Consider the following 18354-nt stretch of genomic DNA (forward strand, 5'->3'; position numbering starts at 1 on the left):
CTCAATCGCCGGACGGGCTGGAGATGCGGGCCTGCGTAGTCAGGGTGCTGAAGGCTGGCGCCAGGGCCATGCTTTTCAGCCCGTCCGGCGTTTGAGGACGAGCCCTTCGGGCGATGGCGGGGGTCCAGGGGGCGGCAGCCACTTGGCGGGGTTTGGGGCGGAGCCCCAAGGGTGGGGCGAGAACACCTTCGTACGAGCGCGGCATGCCAGGATGGTCGTCGTGGCACAGACATCCGGTACGCCGCTCATCGGCCGCGCGAGCGAACTCGCCCGCCTCACCGACGTACTGGACCGCGCCCGGGAAGGAACCCCCCGCGCGGTACTCGTCTCCGGAGACGCCGGCGTCGGCAAGACCCGCGTCCTCACAGAGGCCGCCGCCCACGCCACCCGCACGGACATGACGGTACTGACAGGCCACTGCGTCGACCTGGGCGACGTGGGCCTGCCCTACCTCCCGTTCACGGAGATACTCGGCGCGCTCGCCGCGGACGACCGGTTCGCGGCCGCGTTCGCCGCCCACCAGGCGGTCGACCGCCTGCTCGGCACCGGCACCGGCACCGCCGACGGCGGCGCGGACCCCGGCAGCCGCCTGCGCCTCTTCGAGGGCGTGGCCGCCCTGCTGGCCGCCGTCGCCGACATCGCCCCCCTCCTCCTGGTCCTCGAAGACCTCCACTGGGCCGACCAGTCCTCCCGCGACCTCCTGCGCTTCCTTCTCAGCCGCGGGCTCCTGCAGAACGCGGCGCCCGGCGCCCCGGCCCACCGCCTCGCCGTCTTCGCCTCCTACCGCGCGGACGACCTGCACCGACGCCACCCCCTGCGCCCCCTGCTCGCCGAACTGGTCCGGCTGTCCTCCGTCGAGCGTCTCGAACTGCGCCCGATGGCCGACGCCGAGGTGGCCCGGCTGGTGCGCGCCCTGCGGGCCGAGGTCCTCTCCGACACCACCGTCCGCCGTATCGTCGAACGCGCCGAGGGCAACGCCTTCTACGCGGAGGAGCTGCTCGCCGCGCTGCCCGGCGACGTCGACCCGGCCGCCCCCGCCATGCCGAGCGGCCTCGCCGACGTACTCCTCATCCGGATCGAGCAACTCTCCGACACCGCCCAGCAGGTGCTGCGCACGGCCGCGGTCGCCGGGCGGCGCGTCGAGCACGACCTGCTGCGCGACGCCGTACAACTGCCCCAGGAATCCCTGGAGTCGGCGCTGCGCGAGGCCGTCGGACGACAGCTGCTGGTCCCCGGCGAGGACGGCACGTACTCCTTCCGGCACGCCCTGACCCGCGAGGCCGTCTACGCCGATCTGCTGCCGGGCGAACGGGTAAGGCTGCACGGCACGTTCGCCGGACTCCTCGCCGGGCAGGCCCGTTCGGCCGAACGGGCCCACCACTCGCGGGAGAGCCACGACCTGGCGGACGCGCTCACCGCCTCCCTGGAGGCCGCCGACCACGCCCAGCTCCTCGGCGCGCCCGCGGAGGAGCTGCGCCACCTGGAGTCCGTCCTCGAACTGTGGTCCGCGGTCGACCCCGCCGCCCGCCCACGGGCCTGCGGACCCGTGACGCTCACGCTGCGCGCCTCCGCGGCCGCCGCCCACGCGGGCGACGCCCACCGGGCGGTCTCCCTCACCCGCGCCGCGCTCGCCCGGGCGGGTTCGGACGCCGACTCCGAACTCGCCGCCCGCGTCCGTTACACCCTCGCGGGCAATCTGATCCGCGTCGACAGCACGAAGGCCGCCTACACGTACAGCAGCGAGGCGCTGGCCATGATCCCGGCCGAGCCCCCCTCGCACACCTGGGTGTGGGCCGCGGCCACCCATGTGATGGCGGCGCGGTACATGGGCCACGACGAGGACGCCCACCGTGTCGCCCGGCAGGCCCTGCGCACCGCCGAGGAACTCCGGCTGCCGGACGCCCAGGCCGACCTGATCATCTCCCTGGTCGGCCTGGACGGCGGCAACCGGCGGACCCCGCGCGGCCGGGAGCGGCTGCGGCACGCCCGCGACCTGGCCCGACGCGCGGGCAACGTCTCCGTCGAGATGCGCGCGCTCTTCAACCTGGCCATCGGGTGCTACGAGTCCGGGGCGCTGGACGAGTGCCTGACCTGGCTCTCCGAGGGGCTGGAACGAGCGGACCGCTCCGGACTGCTGTCCTCGCCCTACGCGCTGGAGCTGCGCTACCTCCAGTCCCTGATCCTCTACACCCTGGGCCGCTGGGACGAGTGCGCCCGGGCGGCCGCCGCCGACGCCGAACGGCTGCCGCCGGCGGGCGGGTTCGCCACCGGTCCCGCGCTGTACGTCGCCCTGGCGCGCGGCGAACAGGGGGCCGCCGAGCGTGCGCGTGCCCTGCTGGACGGGCCGTTCGACTGGATGGCCTCACTCGTCGCGGGCATCGTGCTGACCGACGCCGCGGCGCTGCGCGGCGACGCGGAGGGCGCCGTCGCGGCCATGCGCGAGAGTCTCGCGGCGCTCGGCGACGGCTCCGGGAGCGAGCGGCCCGACATCGGTGTGCGGCTCGCCGCGCTCGCGCTCTCCGCGGTCGCCGACGCGGCCGTGCGGCTGCGTCTGACCGGCGACGAGGCCGGGGCCCTCCACCAGGTGGCCACCGCCTCCGAACTGGTGGAGGTCGCCCGGATCACCGCCGCGAAGGGCGAGGACGGGACACCGCAGGGCCCGGAAGGCCTCGCCTGGCTCGCCCGGGCCGAGGCGGAGTGGCTGCGCGCGCACCCACGGACGGACGGCGCCGCACGGGAACGGTCCGTCGCCGCGTGGGAAACGGCCGTCGCCGCGTTCGACTACGGCGATCCCTACGAACTGGCCCGTTCCAGACGGAGGTTGGCCGAGGCGCTGCTCGCCGCGGACCGGCGCGAGGAGGCCGCCGGGCAGGCCCGCGCCGCCCGTGAGACCGCCGACCGGCTCGGTGCCGTGCCGTTGCGCGAGGAGGTGGACGCCCTGATCCGACGCGGCCGTCTCGCCGGCTCACCGTTCACCGCGGACCGCGTCGCGGCCCTGACCGCCCGCGAGAGCGACGTCCTGCGGCTGCTCGCGCGCGGTCGCACCAACCGCCAGATAGGCGAGGAGCTGTTCATCAGCGGCAAGACGGCCAGCGTCCATGTCTCCAACATCCTCGCCAAGTTGGGCGCCGCCGGCCGCACGGAGGCGGTGGCCATCGCCTACCGCGAGGGCCTGATCGAGCCGGAACCCACCGCTTCCGCCTGAGAACACGGGTCCGCGCCCGCGGGTCACCCTCCGCACGGGTCCACGCCCGCGGGTCACCCTCCGCCGGTCCCCGCTGCCGCCGGGCGGCGTACGCCGTCTGCCCGCGGGTCCCGGCGGACCCGTCCCGTGCTCGCACACGACCGAGGGCCGGGCCCCCGAAGGTGGCCCGGGCCGCGACGGCGGGCGGGCGACGGGGGTGGCCGGCCGGGGCGGCGGGGGGCGGGGGGGGGCGCCCGCGCCCGCGCCCCGCCCCCCCCCGCCCCCCCCCGGCCCCCCCCCCCCCGCGCGGGCGCCCCCCCCCGGGGGGCCCCCCCCCCCCCCCCACGGCGGACGTCAGACGAGGTTGACCGACCGGGCCGACGTGGCGCCGATCTCGTCGGCCACCTCGTTGAGGACACCCTGCGGGACCGTGTCGTCGACGGTGAGCACCGCGAGGGCCTCGCCGCCGGCGGCCGCGCGGGCCACCTGCATGCCGGCGATGTTGATGCCCGCCTCGCCGAAGACACGGCCGACGGTGCCGACGACACCGGGACGGTCCTCGTAGCGCAGCACGACCATGTGGTCGGCGAGGGCGAGGTCCACGTCGTACTCGCCGACGGCGACGATCTTCTGAAGGTGCTTCGGGCCGGCCAGCGTGCCGGAGACCGCGACCTCCTGGCCGTCGCCGAGCGTGCCGCGCACGGTGACGACGTTGCGGTGGTCCGGGGACTCCGAGCTGGTCGTCAGGCGCACCTCGACACCGCGCTCCTGAGCGAAGAGGGGGGCGTTGACGTACGAGACCGTCTCCGCGACGACGTCCTCGAACACGCCCTTGAGTGCCGAGAGTTCGAGCACCTTCACGTCGTGCTGGGTGATCTCGCCGTACACCTCGACGTCGAGGCGGACCGCGACCTCGCCCGCCAGCGCGGTGAAGATGCGGCCGAGCTTCTCGGCGAGCGGCAGGCCCGGCTTGACGTCCTCGGCGATGACACCGCCCTGGACGTTCACCGCGTCCGGGACCAGCTCACCGGCGAGCGCCAGACGCACCGAACGGGCGACGGAGACACCGGCCTTCTCCTGCGCCTCGTCCGTGGAGGCGCCGAGGTGCGGGGTGCAGACGACCTCGTCGAGCTCGAAGAGCGGGGAGTCCGTGCAGGGCTCCTTCGCGTACACGTCCAGGCCCGCGCCGGCGACGCGGCCCTCCTTGAGCGCCGAGTACAGCGCCTCCTCGTCGACGATCCCGCCGCGCGCGGCGTTGACGATCCGCACCGACGGCTTGACCTTGTGCAGCGCCTCGTCGCCGATGAGACCGACCGTCTCGGGGGTCTTGGGCAGGTGCACGGTGATGAAGTCCGCGACCTCGAGCAGCTCGTCCAGCGACAGGACCTTGACGCCCATCTGCGCGGCCCGGGCAGGCTGGACGTAGGGGTCGTAGGCGACGACCTTCATGCCGAACGCCGACATGCGCTGGGCGACCAGCGCGCCGATGCGGCCGAGGCCGACGACGCCGAGGGTCTTCTCGGCCAGCTCGACGCCGGTGTACTTGGAGCGCTTCCACTCGCCGTTCTTCAGCGCCGAGTTGGCCTGCGGGATGTGCCGCGCGGTGGCCAGCAGCAGACCGCAGGCCAGCTCGGCGGCGGTCACGATGTTGGAGGTGGGGGCGTTGACGACCATCACGCCGGCCTTGGTGGCGGCGGAGACGTCGACGTTGTCCAGGCCGACGCCGGCTCGTGCGACGACCTTCAGTTTCTTCGCGGCGGCGACCGCCTCGGCGTCGACCTTGGTGGCCGAACGGATCAGGATCGCGTCGACGTCGGCGATCGCGGGCAGCAGCTCGGCACGGTCCGCGCCGTTGCAGTGCCGGATCTCGAAGTCCGGGCCCAGGGCGTCGACGGTCGCGGGCGACAGCTCTTCAGCGATGAGTACGACAGGTTTCGAGCTCACGTGAGTCCTCACAAGTCCAATGCGGACGGCCGTCCCGACGGCCGCGGGCGAGTGGAGGGATGTAGCGGCCTCGGGGAGGTGCCGGTGCGTTCTCGCGTCGTCCGGTGCGTGCTCTCGGTCTGCCGGACGGGGCTCTCGTAGCGGAAGCTACCAGGGCCTGTGACCGGTGCGGCGAGTGTGCGTGCCGGGCGGCGCGGGGGCGTGCCTGCAGATCTTCGGGGTCGCTCGAGCCGCGTGGAAGACGCACGACGCTGTGGGCCTGACGCGTATGTTGTGCAGCAGTGTAGTGCCGCAACAGGGGTCTTCTTGCGCCTCTGTGGAAGGATCACTCGTCCGTGGCTGGACGGTGTGTACAACGTCGCGCGCACGGGCATTACCCAGGGTCAGGCCGAAGGGCCGGAGCTGACCGCTCCGGCCCCTGGGCCGTTCGGCTTACGCCTCGTCGTCGTTGACCCACGACATGAGCTTGCGGAGCTCCTTGCCGGTGGTCTCCAGGAGGTGGTTCTGGTCCTGGGTCTTGTACTCGTTGTACTTCTTCAGACCGGAGTGGTACTCCTCCATCCAGTTCCTGGCGAAGGTGCCGTCCTGGATCTCGGCGAGGATCTGCTTCATCTCGGCCTTGGTGGCGTCGGTGATGATCCGCGGGCCGGTGACGTAGTCGCCCCACTCGGCGGTCTCGGAGATCGACCAGCGCATCTTCTCCAGGCCGCCCTCGTACATGAGGTCGACGATCAGCTTCAGCTCGTGCAGGCACTCGAAGTACGCGATCTCCGGCTGGTAGCCGGCCTCGGTCAGGGTCTCGAAGCCCGCCTTGACCAGCGCCGCGGTACCACCGCAGAGGACGGCCTGCTCACCGAACAGGTCGGTCTCGGTCTCCTCGGTGAAGGTCGTCTTGATGACGCCGGCGCGGGTGCCGCCGATGCCCTTCGCGTACGACAGCGCCAGCTCGAAGCCGTTGCCGGTGGCGTCCTGCTCGACGGCCGCGATGCAGGGCACGCCGCGGCCCTCCTCGTACTGGCGGCGGACCAGGTGGCCCGGGCCCTTCGGGGCGACCATGCAGACGTCGACGCCGGCCGGCGGCTTGATGAAGTCGAAGCGGATGTTCAGGCCGTGGCCGAAGAACAGCGCGTCGCCGTCCTTGAGGTTGTCCTTGATGGACTCCTCGTAGACCTGCGCCTGGATCGGGTCCGGCACCAGGATCATGATGACGTCGGCCTCGGCGGCGGCCTCCGACGGCGTCACCACGCGAAGGCCCTGCTCCTCGGCCTTCGCCTTGGACTTGGAGCCCTCGTGCAGACCGACACGGACGTCCACACCCGAGTCGCGCAGCGACAGCGCGTGGGCGTGGCCCTGGCTGCCGTAGCCGATGACCGCGACCTTGCGGCCCTGGATGATGGACAGGTCGGCGTCGTCGTCGTAGAACAGCTCGGCCACTGGGGTTCTCCTTGGTGTGCGGTGTCGCGTCCCACCGTACGGCGGGCGGGGGAGGGAAGGTTTCGGGGTCTCGGCATACGGGCGGCCGGCGGTCACCGGCCGCCCGTTCCAGGACTCAGGCTGATCGGTCGAGCGCGCGCAGTGACCGGTCCGTGATCGAACGCGCCCCGCGTCCGATCGCGATCGTGCCGGACTGGACGAGCTCCTTGATGCCGAACGGCTCCAGCATCTTGAGCATGGCCTCCAGCTTGTCGCTGCCGCCGGTGGCCTCGATGGTGACGGCCTCCGGGGAGACGTCCACGGTCTTGGCGCGGAACAGCTGGACGATCTCGACGATCTGGGAGCGCGTCTCGTTGTCGGCGCGCACCTTCACCAGAACGAGTTCACGCTGCACGGCCGCGCCCGGCTCCAGCTCGACGATCTTCAGCACGTTGACGAGCTTGTTGAGCTGCTTGGTGACCTGTTCGAGCGGCAGTGCCTCGATCACGTTCACCACGATGGTGATGCGGGAGATGTCGGGGTGCTCGGTGATGCCCACGGCGAGCGAGTCGATGTTGAAGCCGCGGCGCGAGAACAGGGCGGTGATCCGGGCGAGGACACCGGGCTTGTTCTCGACGAGGACGGAGAGGGTGTGCTTGGTGCTCATGGTTCGGACTCGGCTCTCTCTCAGTCGTCTTCGTTGTCGCCGAAGTCGGGGCGGACGTCCCGGGCTGCCATGATCTCGTCGTTCGAGGTGCCGGCGGCGACCATCGGCCACACCATGGCGTCCTCGTGGACGATGAAGTCGACCACGACCGGGCGGTCGTTGATCGAGTTCGCCTCTTCGATGACCTTGTCGAGGTCGTCCGGGGACTCGCAGCGGATGGCGTAGCAGCCCATCGCCTCCGACAGCTTCACGAAGTCCGGGACGCGGGTGCCCGCGCTCGGCTGCTTGCCGTCCGCGCCCGGACCGCTGTGCAGCACGGTGTTGGAGTACCGCTGGTTGTAGAAGAGGGTCTGCCACTGGCGGACCATCCCGAGGGCGCCGTTGTTGATGATGGCGACCTTGATCGGGATGTTGTTCAGGGCGCAGGTGGTGAGTTCCTGGTTGGTCATCTGGAAGCAGCCGTCGCCGTCGACCGCCCAGACCGTGCGGTCGGGCTGCCCCGCCTTGGCACCCATGGCGGCCGGCACGGCATAGCCCATCGTCCCGGCGCCGCCGGAGTTCAGCCAGGTCGCGGGGTGCTCGTACTGGATGTAGTGCGCGGCCCACATCTGGTGCTGGCCGACGCCCGCGGCGAAGATCGTTCCCTCCGGCGCGAGCTGTCCGATGCGCTCGATGACCTGCTGCGGCGACAGCGAGCCGTTCTCGGGCTGCTCGTACCCCAGCGGGTACGTCTCGCGCCAGCGGTTGAGGTCCCGCCACCAGGCGCCGTAGTCGCCCCGGTGTCCCTCGCTGTGCTCCCTCTGCACGGCCTGGACCAGGTCGGCGATGACCTCGCGGGCGTCCCCCACGATCGGCACGTCGGCCGCGCGGTTCTTGCCGATCTCGGCCGGGTCGATGTCGGCGTGGACGATCTTGGCGTACGGGGCGAAGCTGTCCAGCTTGCCGGTGACGCGGTCGTCGAAGCGGGCTCCGAGGGCGACGATCAGGTCGGCCTTCTGCAGCGCGGTGACGGCGGTGACCGCACCGTGCATGCCCGGCATTCCCACGTGCAGTTCGTGACTGTCGGGGAATGCGCCGAGCGCCATCAGGGTGGTGGTGACGGGCGCTCCGGTGAGTTCGGCGAGGACCTTCAGCTCGGCGGTGGCACCGGCCTTGAGGACGCCGCCGCCGACGTAGAGGACGGGCCGCTTCGCCTGGGTGATCAGCTTGGCGGCCTCGCGGATCTGCTTGGCGTGCGGCTTGGTCACCGGCCGGTAGCCGGGCAGGTCCATGGTGGGCGGCCACTGGAAGGTGGTCTGCGCCTGGAGGGCGTCCTTGGCGATGTCGACGAGGACCGGTCCGGGGCGGCCGGTGGAGGCGATGTGGAAGGCCTCCGCGATCGTCTTCGGGATGTCCTCGGCCTTCGTCACCAGGAAGTTGTGCTTGGTGACCGGCATGGTGATGCCGACGATGTCCGCCTCCTGGAAGGCGTCCGTGCCGATCGCCTTGGAGGCGACCTGGCCGGTGATCGCGACGAGCGGCACCGAGTCCATGTGCGCGTCGGCGATCGGTGTCACCAGGTTGGTGGCACCCGGGCCGCTGGTCGCCATGCAGACGCCGACCTTGCCGGTGGCCTGCGCGTACCCGGTGGCCGCGTGGCCCGCGCCCTGCTCGTGACGGACGAGCACGTGCCGCACGCGCTGGGAGTCCATCAGCGGGTCGTAGGCCGGAAGGATCGCGCCGCCGGGGATGCCGAACACCGTGTCGGCCCCTACCTCCTCGAGAGAACGGATGAGGGACTTGGCACCCGTCACCTGTTCGGGCGCGGACTGCTGTCCTCCGGAACGGGGCCGCGGCTGCGGATGGTGGGCCCCGGTGGCCTGCTCGGTCATCGTCATTCTCTTCTCGATGCTGAGGGTTTTTGCGAGGTTTGTGCGGTGTGCGGTTGTTGCTCGACAGTCACCTGTGCAACAAAAAACCCCTCGTGCCGTGAGGCAAGCGAGGGGAGCGCGCCGGGTGCGGTCGCTGGGTTCTCCGGGTCCGTCCGGTGATCACCAGCTTCAGCCGACGCGCTTTCCAAGTACGAGAATTCGGGTGCGCATGGCATTGACCCTCCCCCCGGCACGCATCGACTGTCAAGTAGGTGGGACGGGAGTCTCATTATGTGAGCGGAGGGCCGTACCGCCCCCGAGAACAGCGGGCACACCACTCGTATACACCCCCGCGCCGCCGCCCGCGAACGCGGGCTCGGCAGGCCCGTGGGGGACGGGGTAGTGGCCGGAGGACAGCGCCCTGCGCAGCCGGTACTCGTCGAGGGGGCCGGAGAACGCCATTCCCTGCCCGTGCGTACAGCCCATCGCGCGCAGGGCCACGACCTGCTCCGGAAGGTCCACACCGTCGGCCACGGACTGCAGTCCGAGGTCGGCGGCGATCCGCAGCAGCCCGCTGGTGATCTTATGCAGCCGTGCGGACTCGACGACCCCCTCGACCAGGCCCCGGTCGAGCCTGAGTACGTCGACGGGGAGCCTTCTGAGTGCCGTGATGGCGGCACAGCCGCCTCCGAAGCCGTCCAGGGCGATCCGGACCCCGACCCTCCGCAACGCGTTGAGGCGGCGCTCCAGCTCGTCCAGGGCGACCCGGGGATCGGCGTCGGACAGTTCGACGATCAGGGCGCCCGAGGAGAGCCCGTGCCGGGTCAGGAGGGCCTCCACGGAGCCGAGGGGCGTCGAGCGGTCCAGCAGGCGCCGGGCGCTCATCCGGACGGCGACGGGCACCGTGACCCCCGCGGCGGCCCGCTCGGCGGCCTGCTCGACCGCCTCCTCCAGCATCCAGCGGCTCAGCTCGGCGGTCCGGTCGCTGTCCTCGGCGACGCGCAGGAACTCGGCGGGCGTGAAGAGCACTCCTTGGGAGGAGCGCCAGCGGGCCTGGGCGGTGACCGTCGCGATCCGGCCGTTCTCCAGGCACACCACGGGCTGGTGCAGCAGCGCGAACTCGCCGTCCTGAAGAGCGGAGCGCAGCCTTGTCGCCAGCTCGGCCTTGCGTACGACATCCTGCTGCATCTGGGGGGCGTACAGCTCGACGCGCCCCTTGCCCGCCGCCTTGGCGCGGTACATGGCCAGGTCGGCGTTGCGCAGCAACTCCCCCGCGCCCAGACCCGGTTCGGCGAATCCGACGCCGATGGAGGCGGCCACCCGGACATCGTTGCCGTCGATGGCGTAGGGCTGTGAGAGCTTGATCCGCAGCCGGTCGGCGAGTTCCATGATCTGTTGCTCACGCGCTGTACGGTCGCGGTTGCCGTCGCCGACGATCAGGGCCGCGAACTCGTCGCCGCCGAGCCGGGCGGCGGTGTCGCCGTGCCGCACCGAGTCCTGGAGCCTGCGGGCGGCCTGGACGAGGAGCTCGTCGCCGGCCTGGTGGCCGATCGTGTCGTTGACCGCCTTGAAGCCGTCGAGGTCGATGAAGAGAACGGCGGTGCCGCGGTCGGTGGAGCGGCGGCCGGACAGGGCCTGCTGGACGCGCCGGGTGAACAGGGCGCGGTTGGGCAGGTCGGTGAGCGGGTCGTGCTCGGCGTTGTGCTGCAGCTGCGCCTGGAGACGTACCCGCTCCGTCACGTCACGGCTGTTGAAGATGAGGCCGCCGTGGTGCCGGTTGACGGTGGACTCCACGTTGAGCCAGCCGCCCTCGCCGGACTTGAAGCGGCACTCGATGCGCGTGGTGGGCTCCTCCGGATGACTGGCGGCCAGGAAGCGGCGCACCTCGTGCACCACGCAGCCGAGGTCCTCGGGGTGGATGAGCGAGGCCAGCTCGGAGCCGACGAGCTCCTCCGCGCTGCGGCCGTACACCCCGGCGGCTGCCGGGCTGACGTACTTCAGGATGCCGTTCGGCGCCGCGATCATGATGACGTCGCTGGAGCCCTGCACCAGGGAGCGGAAGTGGTTCTCCTTCTGGGCCAGCTCCTGGGTGAGGGTGATGTTGTCGAGCAGCATGATGCCCTGGCGCACCACGAGGGCGAGCACGACCAGGCCCGCGGTGAGGAGCACCACGCGGTCGACGCTGCGGCCGTTGAGGACGTTGTAGAGGATTCCCAGCGTGCAGACGGCGGCGGCGAGGTAGGGGGTGAGCGCGCCCAGCGATCCGGCGATCGGGCGGGGCGCCGCGTACCGGTGGTGGCCCGTGGCTTCCGGGTCGGGGTGCCCCACGGGGTGTGCGCCGTCCGGACGGCGGCCCGGGTCGTGTGGGTGCGCCCCGCGCGTGTGCCCGTCCCCTCCGTGCCCGCTCCGCCCGTGGCCACCCCCTGCGCGCCCGTTCTCCCACATTGGGTTCCCGTCGAGTTCGTCGGGGTCCGGCTGTCCGTGCCGGGTGCCGGCCCACGGGGCGTACGCGAGGAGCAGTGAGCCGGCGAACCAGCCCGCGTCGAGAAGCTGCCCGGAGTGGTAGTTGTTGTGCAGGAGGGGCGAGGTGAACAGGGCGTCGCACATCACGGTCAGGGCGAGTGCGCCGATCGCGGTGTTCACCGCCGAGCGGTTCAGCGAGGAGCGCCTGAAGTGCAGCGCCAGCACCATGCTGACCAGGGCGATGTCCAGCAGGGGGTACGCCAGGGAGAGCGCGGTGTGGGCGACGCTCGGCCCGTCGAACTTCGCCGCCTGGGCGAGCGCGAGACTCCAGGACAGCGTGATCAGGGAGCCGCCGATCAGCCAGGAGTCGAGCGCCAGGCAGATCCAACCGGCCTTGGTCACCGGCCTCTTGGCGAGCACCAGCAGTCCCACGATGGCCGGCGGCGCGAAGCACAGGAAGAAGATGTCGGCGAAACTGGGGCTCGGGACGTGACGGTCGAGGACGATCTCGTACCACCCCCAGACGCCGTTGCCCATCGAGGCCATGGCGGAGGAGACCGCGAAGAGCAGCCATGCCGGTCGAAAGCGGCTGCGCCGGCGATGGGCGTAGAGGAAGCAGGAGACGGCCGCGGTGCCCGCGGCGGCGCTCAGCCCGAAGTCGCCCATGATCAGTGCCAGGTCCGCCGAGCCCCAGCCGAGGGCGGAGCCGACCGCGTATCCCGCGCAGACCAGGGCCAGCGCGAGCTGCGAGACCACACCCGTCCCACCGCCGAGTACCGGGCGGCGGGTCAGCAGCGCTCCGGGGGAACTCACCGGTCCCACCCGGTCCGCACAGCGGGGTCCCGCTGCTCCGGGCACGCTGGGTGCGTGTGCCTCCTGCGGGAGCCGTGCCTGCGGTGGTGATGTCCGCCGTGACCACCATGGCCGCCGTGCGCTCGTCCGCGCGCGGCCGCCCGCCAGGGTCGTCGGCGGCCCCGCCGCGTCGGATCGTTCGTCCATAGGCCGTGCATCGCCCGTCGCCCCCCTCGCAGTCCGAATGTCCATCCCCGGCGCCGAACGGTGCGCGGCGCAGCCCCTGTCGGGACGATACACCAGTCTCGTCACTCAGGGACATAGTTCCTCTACGCTCCGTAACGACCAGTGGAGATGCGGACACGACCCGCATCCGGGGGATCGCGGAGGGTGTCCTTGTCCGGGCGGAGCCGCGGACTGCGGCGGATTACGTGCCCGTGGTGAGGACCACGTTGCCGAGCGGCTCCCGGTTCACGAAACGGTTCAACTGCGTGACCAGCAGCCGCTCGGCGCGCGGCAGGAACGCCGACGTGGGGCCGCCGACGTGGGGGCTGATGAGCACGCCGGGCGCCTGCCACAGGGGGTGTCCCAGGGGCAGCGGCTCGGGGTCGGTGACGTCGAGGGCCGCGGTGAGGCGCCCGCTGTCCAGCTCGGCGAGCAGGGCCTTGGTGTCGACGACGGGGCCGCGGGCGACGTTGACCAGGAGCGCGCCGTCCTTCATGCGGGCCAGGAACTCGGCGTCCACCAGGCCGCGCGTGCTGTCGGTGAGGGGGGTGGAGAGCACCACGACGTCGGCTTCGGGGAGCAGCGCGGGCAGTTCCGTGAGTGGGTGCACCGGACCGCGCGCCGTGGTGCGCTCAGAGCGCGCGACGCGCGCCACCCGCGCCACCTCGAAGGGCACGAGCCGGTCCTCGATCGCGGACCCGATCGACCCGTAGCCCACGATCAGTACGGACTTGTCGGCGAGCGCCGGACGGAACCCGGAGCGCCACTCCCCCTTGTCCTGGGCCCGTACGAAGTCGGGGATGCCCCGCAGCGAGGCCAGGATCAGGGCGAGGGCGAGTTCGCCGGTGCTCGCCTCGTGCACCCCCTTGGCGTTGCACAACCGCACGCCCGGACGCAGGGACTTGAGGCTCGGCTGGACGTGGTCGACCCCGGCGGAGAGGGTCTGCACCACCTGTAGGGAGGTCATTTCGGCCATCGGCCGCTGGGCCACGGCCGGCGGCTTCATGTAGGGCACCACATAGAACACGCAGTCGGCCGGGTCCGCGGGGAACTCCTGGCCGCCGTCCCAGAAGCGGTAGTCGAGGCCTTCGGGCAGGCCCTCGATCTCGTCGGCGTGAAAGGGAAGCCACACATCGGAAGTCATGCTCGGGAGGCTATGTCAGGCGGCGGGACGCCCAGAGGTTAGGTTGGGGTGGCAGGAGAGGGAGGGTCACGGCCAGGTGGAGCGCAGGACGATCGGCGCGGCGACGCTCGATGTGGGGGCGATCGGGCTCGGGTGCATGCCGATGACCTGGGCGTACACCGGTTCGCGGCAGCGCGGTGAGGAGTCGCTGCGCACGGTGCACGCGGCGCTCGACCTCGGGACGACGCTGCTCGACACGGCGGACATGTACGGGCCGTTCACCAACGAGCTGCTGGTGGGCCGGGCGCTGCGGGACCGGCGTGCGGAGGCCTTCGTGTCGACGAAGGTGGGGCTGCTGGTGGGCGAGCAGCATCTCGTGGCCAACGGGCGTCCCGGTTATGTGCGGCGGGCCTGCGACGCGTCGCTGCGCCGGCTGCAGACCGACGTGATCGACCTCTACCAGCTGCACCGCGCGGATCCCGAGGTGCCGGTCGAGGAGACCTGGGGAGCGATGGCCGATCTGGTGGCGGCCGGAAAGGTGCGTTCGCTCGGGCTGTGCGCGGTCGGCGCCCGTTCGGCCCGCCGCTCGGGGGCGCGCCCGCCGGACCGGCGGCTGCACGACGGAACGATCCGGCAGCTGGAGCGGGTGCAGCAGGTCTTCCCGGTGAGCGCGGTGGAGGCCGAGCTGTCGGTGTGGTCGACCGAGGCACTGGACGCGCTGCTGCCGTGGTGCACCGCGCGCGGCGTGGGTTTCCTCGCGGCGATGCCGCTCGGCAACGGTTTCCTGACCGGCACGCTGACGCCGGGCGGGGGCTTCGAACCCGACGACGTACGCGCCCGCCATCCGCGCTTCACGGCCGAGATGATGGCCGCCAACCAGCCGATCGTCGCCGGGCTGCGGCGGGTCGCCCGACGGCACGGCGACGGGGTCACTCCCGCGCAGGTGGCGCTGGCCTGGGTGCTGTCCCAGGGCCGGCACGTGGTTCCGGTGCCGGGGGCCAAGCGGGCGCGCTGGGCGGCGGAGAACGCGGGGGCGGCGGGGCTGCTGCTGACGGCGGAGGACCTGGCGGAGGTGGCGGGGCTGCCCGGGGCGCAGGGGTCGTGGGACTGACACCTCCCGCGGCCGGCGCTCGCGCATCGGGTGTTCCTGATCGGGAACCCGCGGGGCGCGAGCGGTGTATGAACAGTAGGACCGCCACGTCGAAGGGACCTCTGATCGTGCAACGTCGAGTGGTGAAGGCCGCGTTGGCCGCGGCAGCGCTGGTGGTGACGGCCGGCTGCTCCTCCGGCGGCTCGGGGGGCGGACCGCCGGTCGGGGGCCTGAACCCGTCGGCGAACGGTCCGGTCACGGGATCGGCGTCCTCGGCGCGGCCGACCGGGACGGCCGCGCCCGCCAAGGGTTCGGTGAAGGTGGTGCGCACGGTCGCCGAGGGCCTCAAGTCGCCCTGGGGCCTGGCGCCGCTGCCGGAGGGCGGTCTCCTGGTGTCCTCGCGTGACGAGGGGACGATCTCCCGGGTGGACGAGAAGACGGGGAGGACGACGGAGCTGGGCCAGGTGCCGGGGGTCGCCCCCGCCGGGGAGGGCGGTCTGCTCGGTATCGCGCTCTCCCCCGCCTACGCCTCGGACCACATGGTCTACGCCTACCTGACGACGGCGTCGGACAACCGGATCGTCCGCATGCTGTACGACGCCGACAAGCCGCCCGGCGAGCAGCTGGGCGCGCCGGACACGATCTTCAAGGGCATTCCCAAGGGGATGATCCACAACGGCGGCCGGATCGCCTTCGGTCCGGACGGGATGCTGTACGCGGGAGCGGGCGAGACGGGCACCCGGGGGCTGGCCCAGGACAAGAAGGCACTGGGCGGCAAGATCCTGCGGATGACGCCGGACGGGGACCCGGCGCCGGGCAACCCCTTCGGCGGCTCGGTCGTGTACTCGTACGGGCACCGCAACGTGCAGGGTCTCGCCTGGGACGACAGACAGCGTCTGTGGGCCTCCGAGTTCGGGCAGGACACATGGGACGAGCTGAACCAGATCAAGCCGGGCGACAACTACGGCTGGCCGGTGGTCGAGGGCAGGAGCGACGACCCGAAGTACCACAACCCGGTCGCCCAGTGGCACACGGACGACGCGTCGCCCAGCGGGATCGCCTATGCCGGGGGCTGCGTCTGGATGGCGGGGCTCAGGGGCGAGCGTCTGTGGCGGATCCCCCTGGACGGCACACGGGCCGCCGCAGCTCCGCAGTCGTTCCTGAAGGGCCGGTACGGGCGGCTGCGCACCGTGGTCTCGGCGGGCGGTGACAAGCTCTGGCTGGTCACCAGTGAGACGGACGGGCGGGGCAGCCCCGGGAAGGGTGACGACCGGATCCTGGAGCTGGAGGTGAGGTAGGTCCGCGGTCTCAGGGTTCGTCCGGCTCGGGCACGGGTTCCTCCGCGGGGTCCGCTCCGTCGGGTTCCCGCTCGGGCGGCCGTACGACCACCTTGCCCGAGCTCAGGTCTATGGGGCCGCGGCCCGGATCACCGTCGTTCAGGTCCACGCGGGTCAGTTCCAGCCGCTTGCGTTCGTCGCCGGTGTGCTTGCGGCCTGGTGCGAAGATCTCCTCGAACATGTTGAACACGGCGCCTCCCTCGGCCCGGGTCGCTGCCAGGTTATGCCTCAGCCCGCCGTCCGGGCAGTGGGGGTCTCCTGGGGGAACAGCCGGAGCCGGTGCGCCAGTGCCGCCGCCTCTCCTCGTCCCGAGACGTCGAGCTTGGCCAGGATGTTGGACACATGGACGCTGGCGGTCTTCGGGGAGATGAAGAGCTCCTCGGCGATCTGGCGGTTGCTGCGGCCGGCCGCGACCAGGCGCAGCACATCGCGTTCACGGCTGGTCAGGCCGAGGGCCTGGGCCGGGTCGGCGGGGGCCGGGGCGTACGGCCCGGGGTCCTTGCCCAGGACGAGGCGGGCCCTCTGGGCGAGCAGCGCGACGGCGTCGGCGAGCGGGCGGGCGCCGAGGTGGTCGGCCGCCGCCCGGGCCAGCCGCAGGAGCTCGGTGGCGCGTGCCCGCTCCTCCTCGTCGGCGCCCGCGGCCAGCAGGGAGTCGGCCAGCCGGTGCCGGACGCGGGCCAGGTCGTAGGGGCGTTCCAGGCATTCGAAGGCCGCGACCACCTCGGCCCACTCATGGGGGTCGGACACGCCCTCGGCCCGCCGGAGTTCGGCGCGCACCCACCTCTCGTGCGCGTGCCAGACCGGCGCTCCGGTGGCCAGCTTCCTGGCCGCCTCCCGGATGCCCCGAACGGTCCTGTCGCGCCCCGCCTCGGCGGCGGGCAGTCCGCGGGCGTCGGCCTCCGCGGTGGCGGCGGCGAGCAGCAGGGGCCACCCGTAGCGCTGGGTGCCGGGCGGGAAGCCCGTGTCCAGTGCCTCTTCCAGTGCGGTGCGGGCGTCGAGGAGGCGGCCTTCGTCCGCGGCGATGCGGATCGTGCTGCGCGCCAGCGGCAGGGCGTGCTGCGGCATGGGGTCGTGGGTGCCGAAGTGGGCGCGGGCGGCGTCCAGTCGGCGTGCCGCCTCGGCGAGGTCGCCGCGGTCGAGGGCGATGTCCGCCAGGCGCATGGCGCCGCTGCCGGACGGTTTGCCGCTGACGCCCACGCCCAGCGCGTTGCGGGCCGCCTCGGCGGCTTCGTCCCACCGGCCGAGTGAGCCGAGCGACTCGGCGAGGTTGCCCCACACCCAGGCCTCGGTGTCCAGCAGGCCGTTCTTGCGGGCGAGTTCGGTGCCCTGCCGCAGGATCGGGACGGCCTCGCGGGAGCGGCCGACGGACTCCAGGTGGGACGGCAGGTTGATGTGGAGGCGTCCCGCGACGAGGGACGCGCCGTGCGGCGGGACCTGCTCCTTGACCTCGTACATCTCCGTGATGCCCGCCTCGATGTCCCCCGCGTCGACCATGAGACCGCCGAGGGTGAGCCGGGCGTTCAGTTCGATGTCCCGGGCGCCGACCATGCGCGCGTACTCCACGGCGCGCTCGGCGGCGAAGAGGGCACCGGGGCCCGGTTCGTGCAGCATGCACCAGGCGGCGACCACGGACAGCACCTCGGCGTGCACCTCCGACGGGGGCAGGCCGCGCACCAGGTCCCGGGCGGTGGCGAGTTCGTGCCACCCGTCGCCGCGGGCCTGCGCCGTGACCAGTCGGGAGCGCTGGACCCAGAACCAGGCGGCGCGCAGGGGGTCGCTCCCGTCCTCCAGGACGTGCAGCGCCCGTTTGGTGATCTTCAGGGCCCGTTCGCGCTCCCCCGACAGCCGGCCGGCGACGGCAGCCTCGGCCATCAGGTCGAGATAGCGCAGGGGTGCCGGGAGAACCGGGGACGCCGGGTGTCCCTCGGCCGCCGGGTCGTGGCCGCAGGGCGGGAACACCTCCACGTAGTCGATGGGGCGCAGCGCGGCCCGTACGGTTTCCGGTGCGACCTCCCACAGTTCCATGGCCCGTTCCAGGAGCCGGAGCTGTTCGGAGTGGGCGTGCCGGCAGCGGGCCTCGACGGAGGCGTCCAGGACGGCGGGCAGGGCCTTCGCGGCGTCGTGCGCGTGGTACCAGTAACTGGCCAGGCGGGTGGTGGGGGGGGGGGGGGGGGCGGGCGGGGGGGGGGGCGCCCCGGCGTCGGCGGGGGGGCGGCGGTGTCTGTTTTAAACAACAGAATCGGCCCCCCACAAAACAAGTTGAGTT

Annotated in this window: 10 protein-coding genes and 1 pseudogene; 3 read left to right on the forward strand and 8 right to left on the reverse strand. The window is 72.3% G+C overall.

The features are described 5' to 3' along the window. Window positions 1–220 precede the first annotated feature (220 nt). The gene (locus ACFV2J_RS26620) at window positions 221–3205 is read left to right on the forward strand and encodes an ATP-binding protein (RefSeq protein ID WP_385441015.1); all 2985 of its coding nucleotides are present in this window, start codon (window positions 221–223) and stop codon (window positions 3203–3205) included. 333 nt (window positions 3206–3538) lie between these two features. Here ACFV2J_RS26620 and serA read toward each other — a convergent pair whose 3' ends face one another. From serA to ACFV2J_RS26650, 6 genes are all read right to left on the reverse strand, one after another. Continuing rightward, window positions 3539–5128, reverse strand: coding sequence for a phosphoglycerate dehydrogenase (gene serA / locus ACFV2J_RS26625; RefSeq protein WP_168530367.1), 1590 nt, complete (start codon window positions 5126–5128; stop codon window positions 3539–3541). A gap of 432 nt (window positions 5129–5560) precedes the next feature. Continuing rightward, the gene (gene ilvC / locus ACFV2J_RS26630; RefSeq protein WP_266701535.1) at window positions 5561–6562 is read right to left on the reverse strand and encodes a ketol-acid reductoisomerase; all 1002 of its coding nucleotides are present in this window, start codon (window positions 6560–6562) and stop codon (window positions 5561–5563) included. Window positions 6563–6677: 115 nt separating this feature from the next. Then, the gene (ilvN, locus tag ACFV2J_RS26635; RefSeq protein ID WP_148010603.1) at window positions 6678–7208 is read right to left on the reverse strand and encodes an acetolactate synthase small subunit; all 531 of its coding nucleotides are present in this window, start codon (window positions 7206–7208) and stop codon (window positions 6678–6680) included. Window positions 7209–7228: 20 nt separating this feature from the next. Beyond that, on the reverse strand, window positions 7229–9085 hold the full coding sequence (locus ACFV2J_RS26640) for an acetolactate synthase large subunit (RefSeq protein ID WP_385088393.1): 1857 nt from the start codon (window positions 9083–9085) through the stop codon (window positions 7229–7231). Between the two features lie 237 nt (window positions 9086–9322). Continuing rightward, window positions 9323–12334, reverse strand: a complete 3012-nt coding sequence (locus ACFV2J_RS26645; protein ID WP_385088395.1) for a putative bifunctional diguanylate cyclase/phosphodiesterase — start codon at window positions 12332–12334, stop codon at window positions 9323–9325. Between the two features lie 406 nt (window positions 12335–12740). Next, window positions 12741–13682, reverse strand: a complete 942-nt coding sequence (locus tag ACFV2J_RS26650) for a 2-hydroxyacid dehydrogenase (protein WP_385088397.1) — start codon at window positions 13680–13682, stop codon at window positions 12741–12743. Window positions 13683–13758: 76 nt separating this feature from the next. Between ACFV2J_RS26650 and ACFV2J_RS26655 the strand changes: the two genes are divergently transcribed. Next, window positions 13759–14772, forward strand: coding sequence for an aldo/keto reductase (locus tag ACFV2J_RS26655; RefSeq protein WP_385088399.1), 1014 nt, complete (start codon window positions 13759–13761; stop codon window positions 14770–14772). A gap of 68 nt (window positions 14773–14840) precedes the next feature. Further along, complete coding sequence (locus tag ACFV2J_RS26660; protein WP_385088400.1) at window positions 14841–16049, forward strand: PQQ-dependent sugar dehydrogenase; 1209 nt, start codon at window positions 14841–14843, stop codon at window positions 16047–16049. 10 nt (window positions 16050–16059) lie between these two features. Here the strand turns inward: ACFV2J_RS26660 and ACFV2J_RS26665 are convergent, their stop codons facing one another. Then, window positions 16060–16278 (reverse strand): DUF6191 domain-containing protein, encoded by a 219-nt coding sequence (locus ACFV2J_RS26665; RefSeq protein WP_385088402.1) that lies wholly within the window; start codon window positions 16276–16278, stop codon window positions 16060–16062. A gap of 38 nt (window positions 16279–16316) precedes the next feature. Next, window positions 16317–18270, reverse strand: a pseudogene (locus ACFV2J_RS26670) (LuxR C-terminal-related transcriptional regulator); the annotation flags it as partial. Window positions 18271–18354 lie beyond the last annotated feature (84 nt).

The sequence above is a fragment of the Streptomyces sp. NPDC059668 genome, assembly GCF_042734135.1.
GTDB lineage: Bacteria > Actinomycetota > Actinomycetes > Streptomycetales > Streptomycetaceae > Streptomyces.

What these genes read in the sequence shown, in the direction of transcription:
- ilvN (WP_148010603.1), bottom strand. Translation starts at nt 7,208, where the DNA reads ATGAGCACCAAGCACACCCTCTCCGTCCTCGTCGAGAACAAGCCCGGT.
- ACFV2J_RS26650 (WP_385088397.1), bottom strand. Translation starts at nt 13,682, where the DNA reads ATGACTTCCGATGTGTGGCTTCCCTTTCACGCCGACGAGATCGAGGGC.
- ACFV2J_RS26660 (WP_385088400.1), top strand. Translation starts at nt 14,841, where the DNA reads ATGAACAGTAGGACCGCCACGTCGAAGGGACCTCTGATCGTGCAACGT.
- ACFV2J_RS26640 (WP_385088393.1), bottom strand. Translation starts at nt 9,085, where the DNA reads ATGACGATGACCGAGCAGGCCACCGGGGCCCACCATCCGCAGCCGCGG.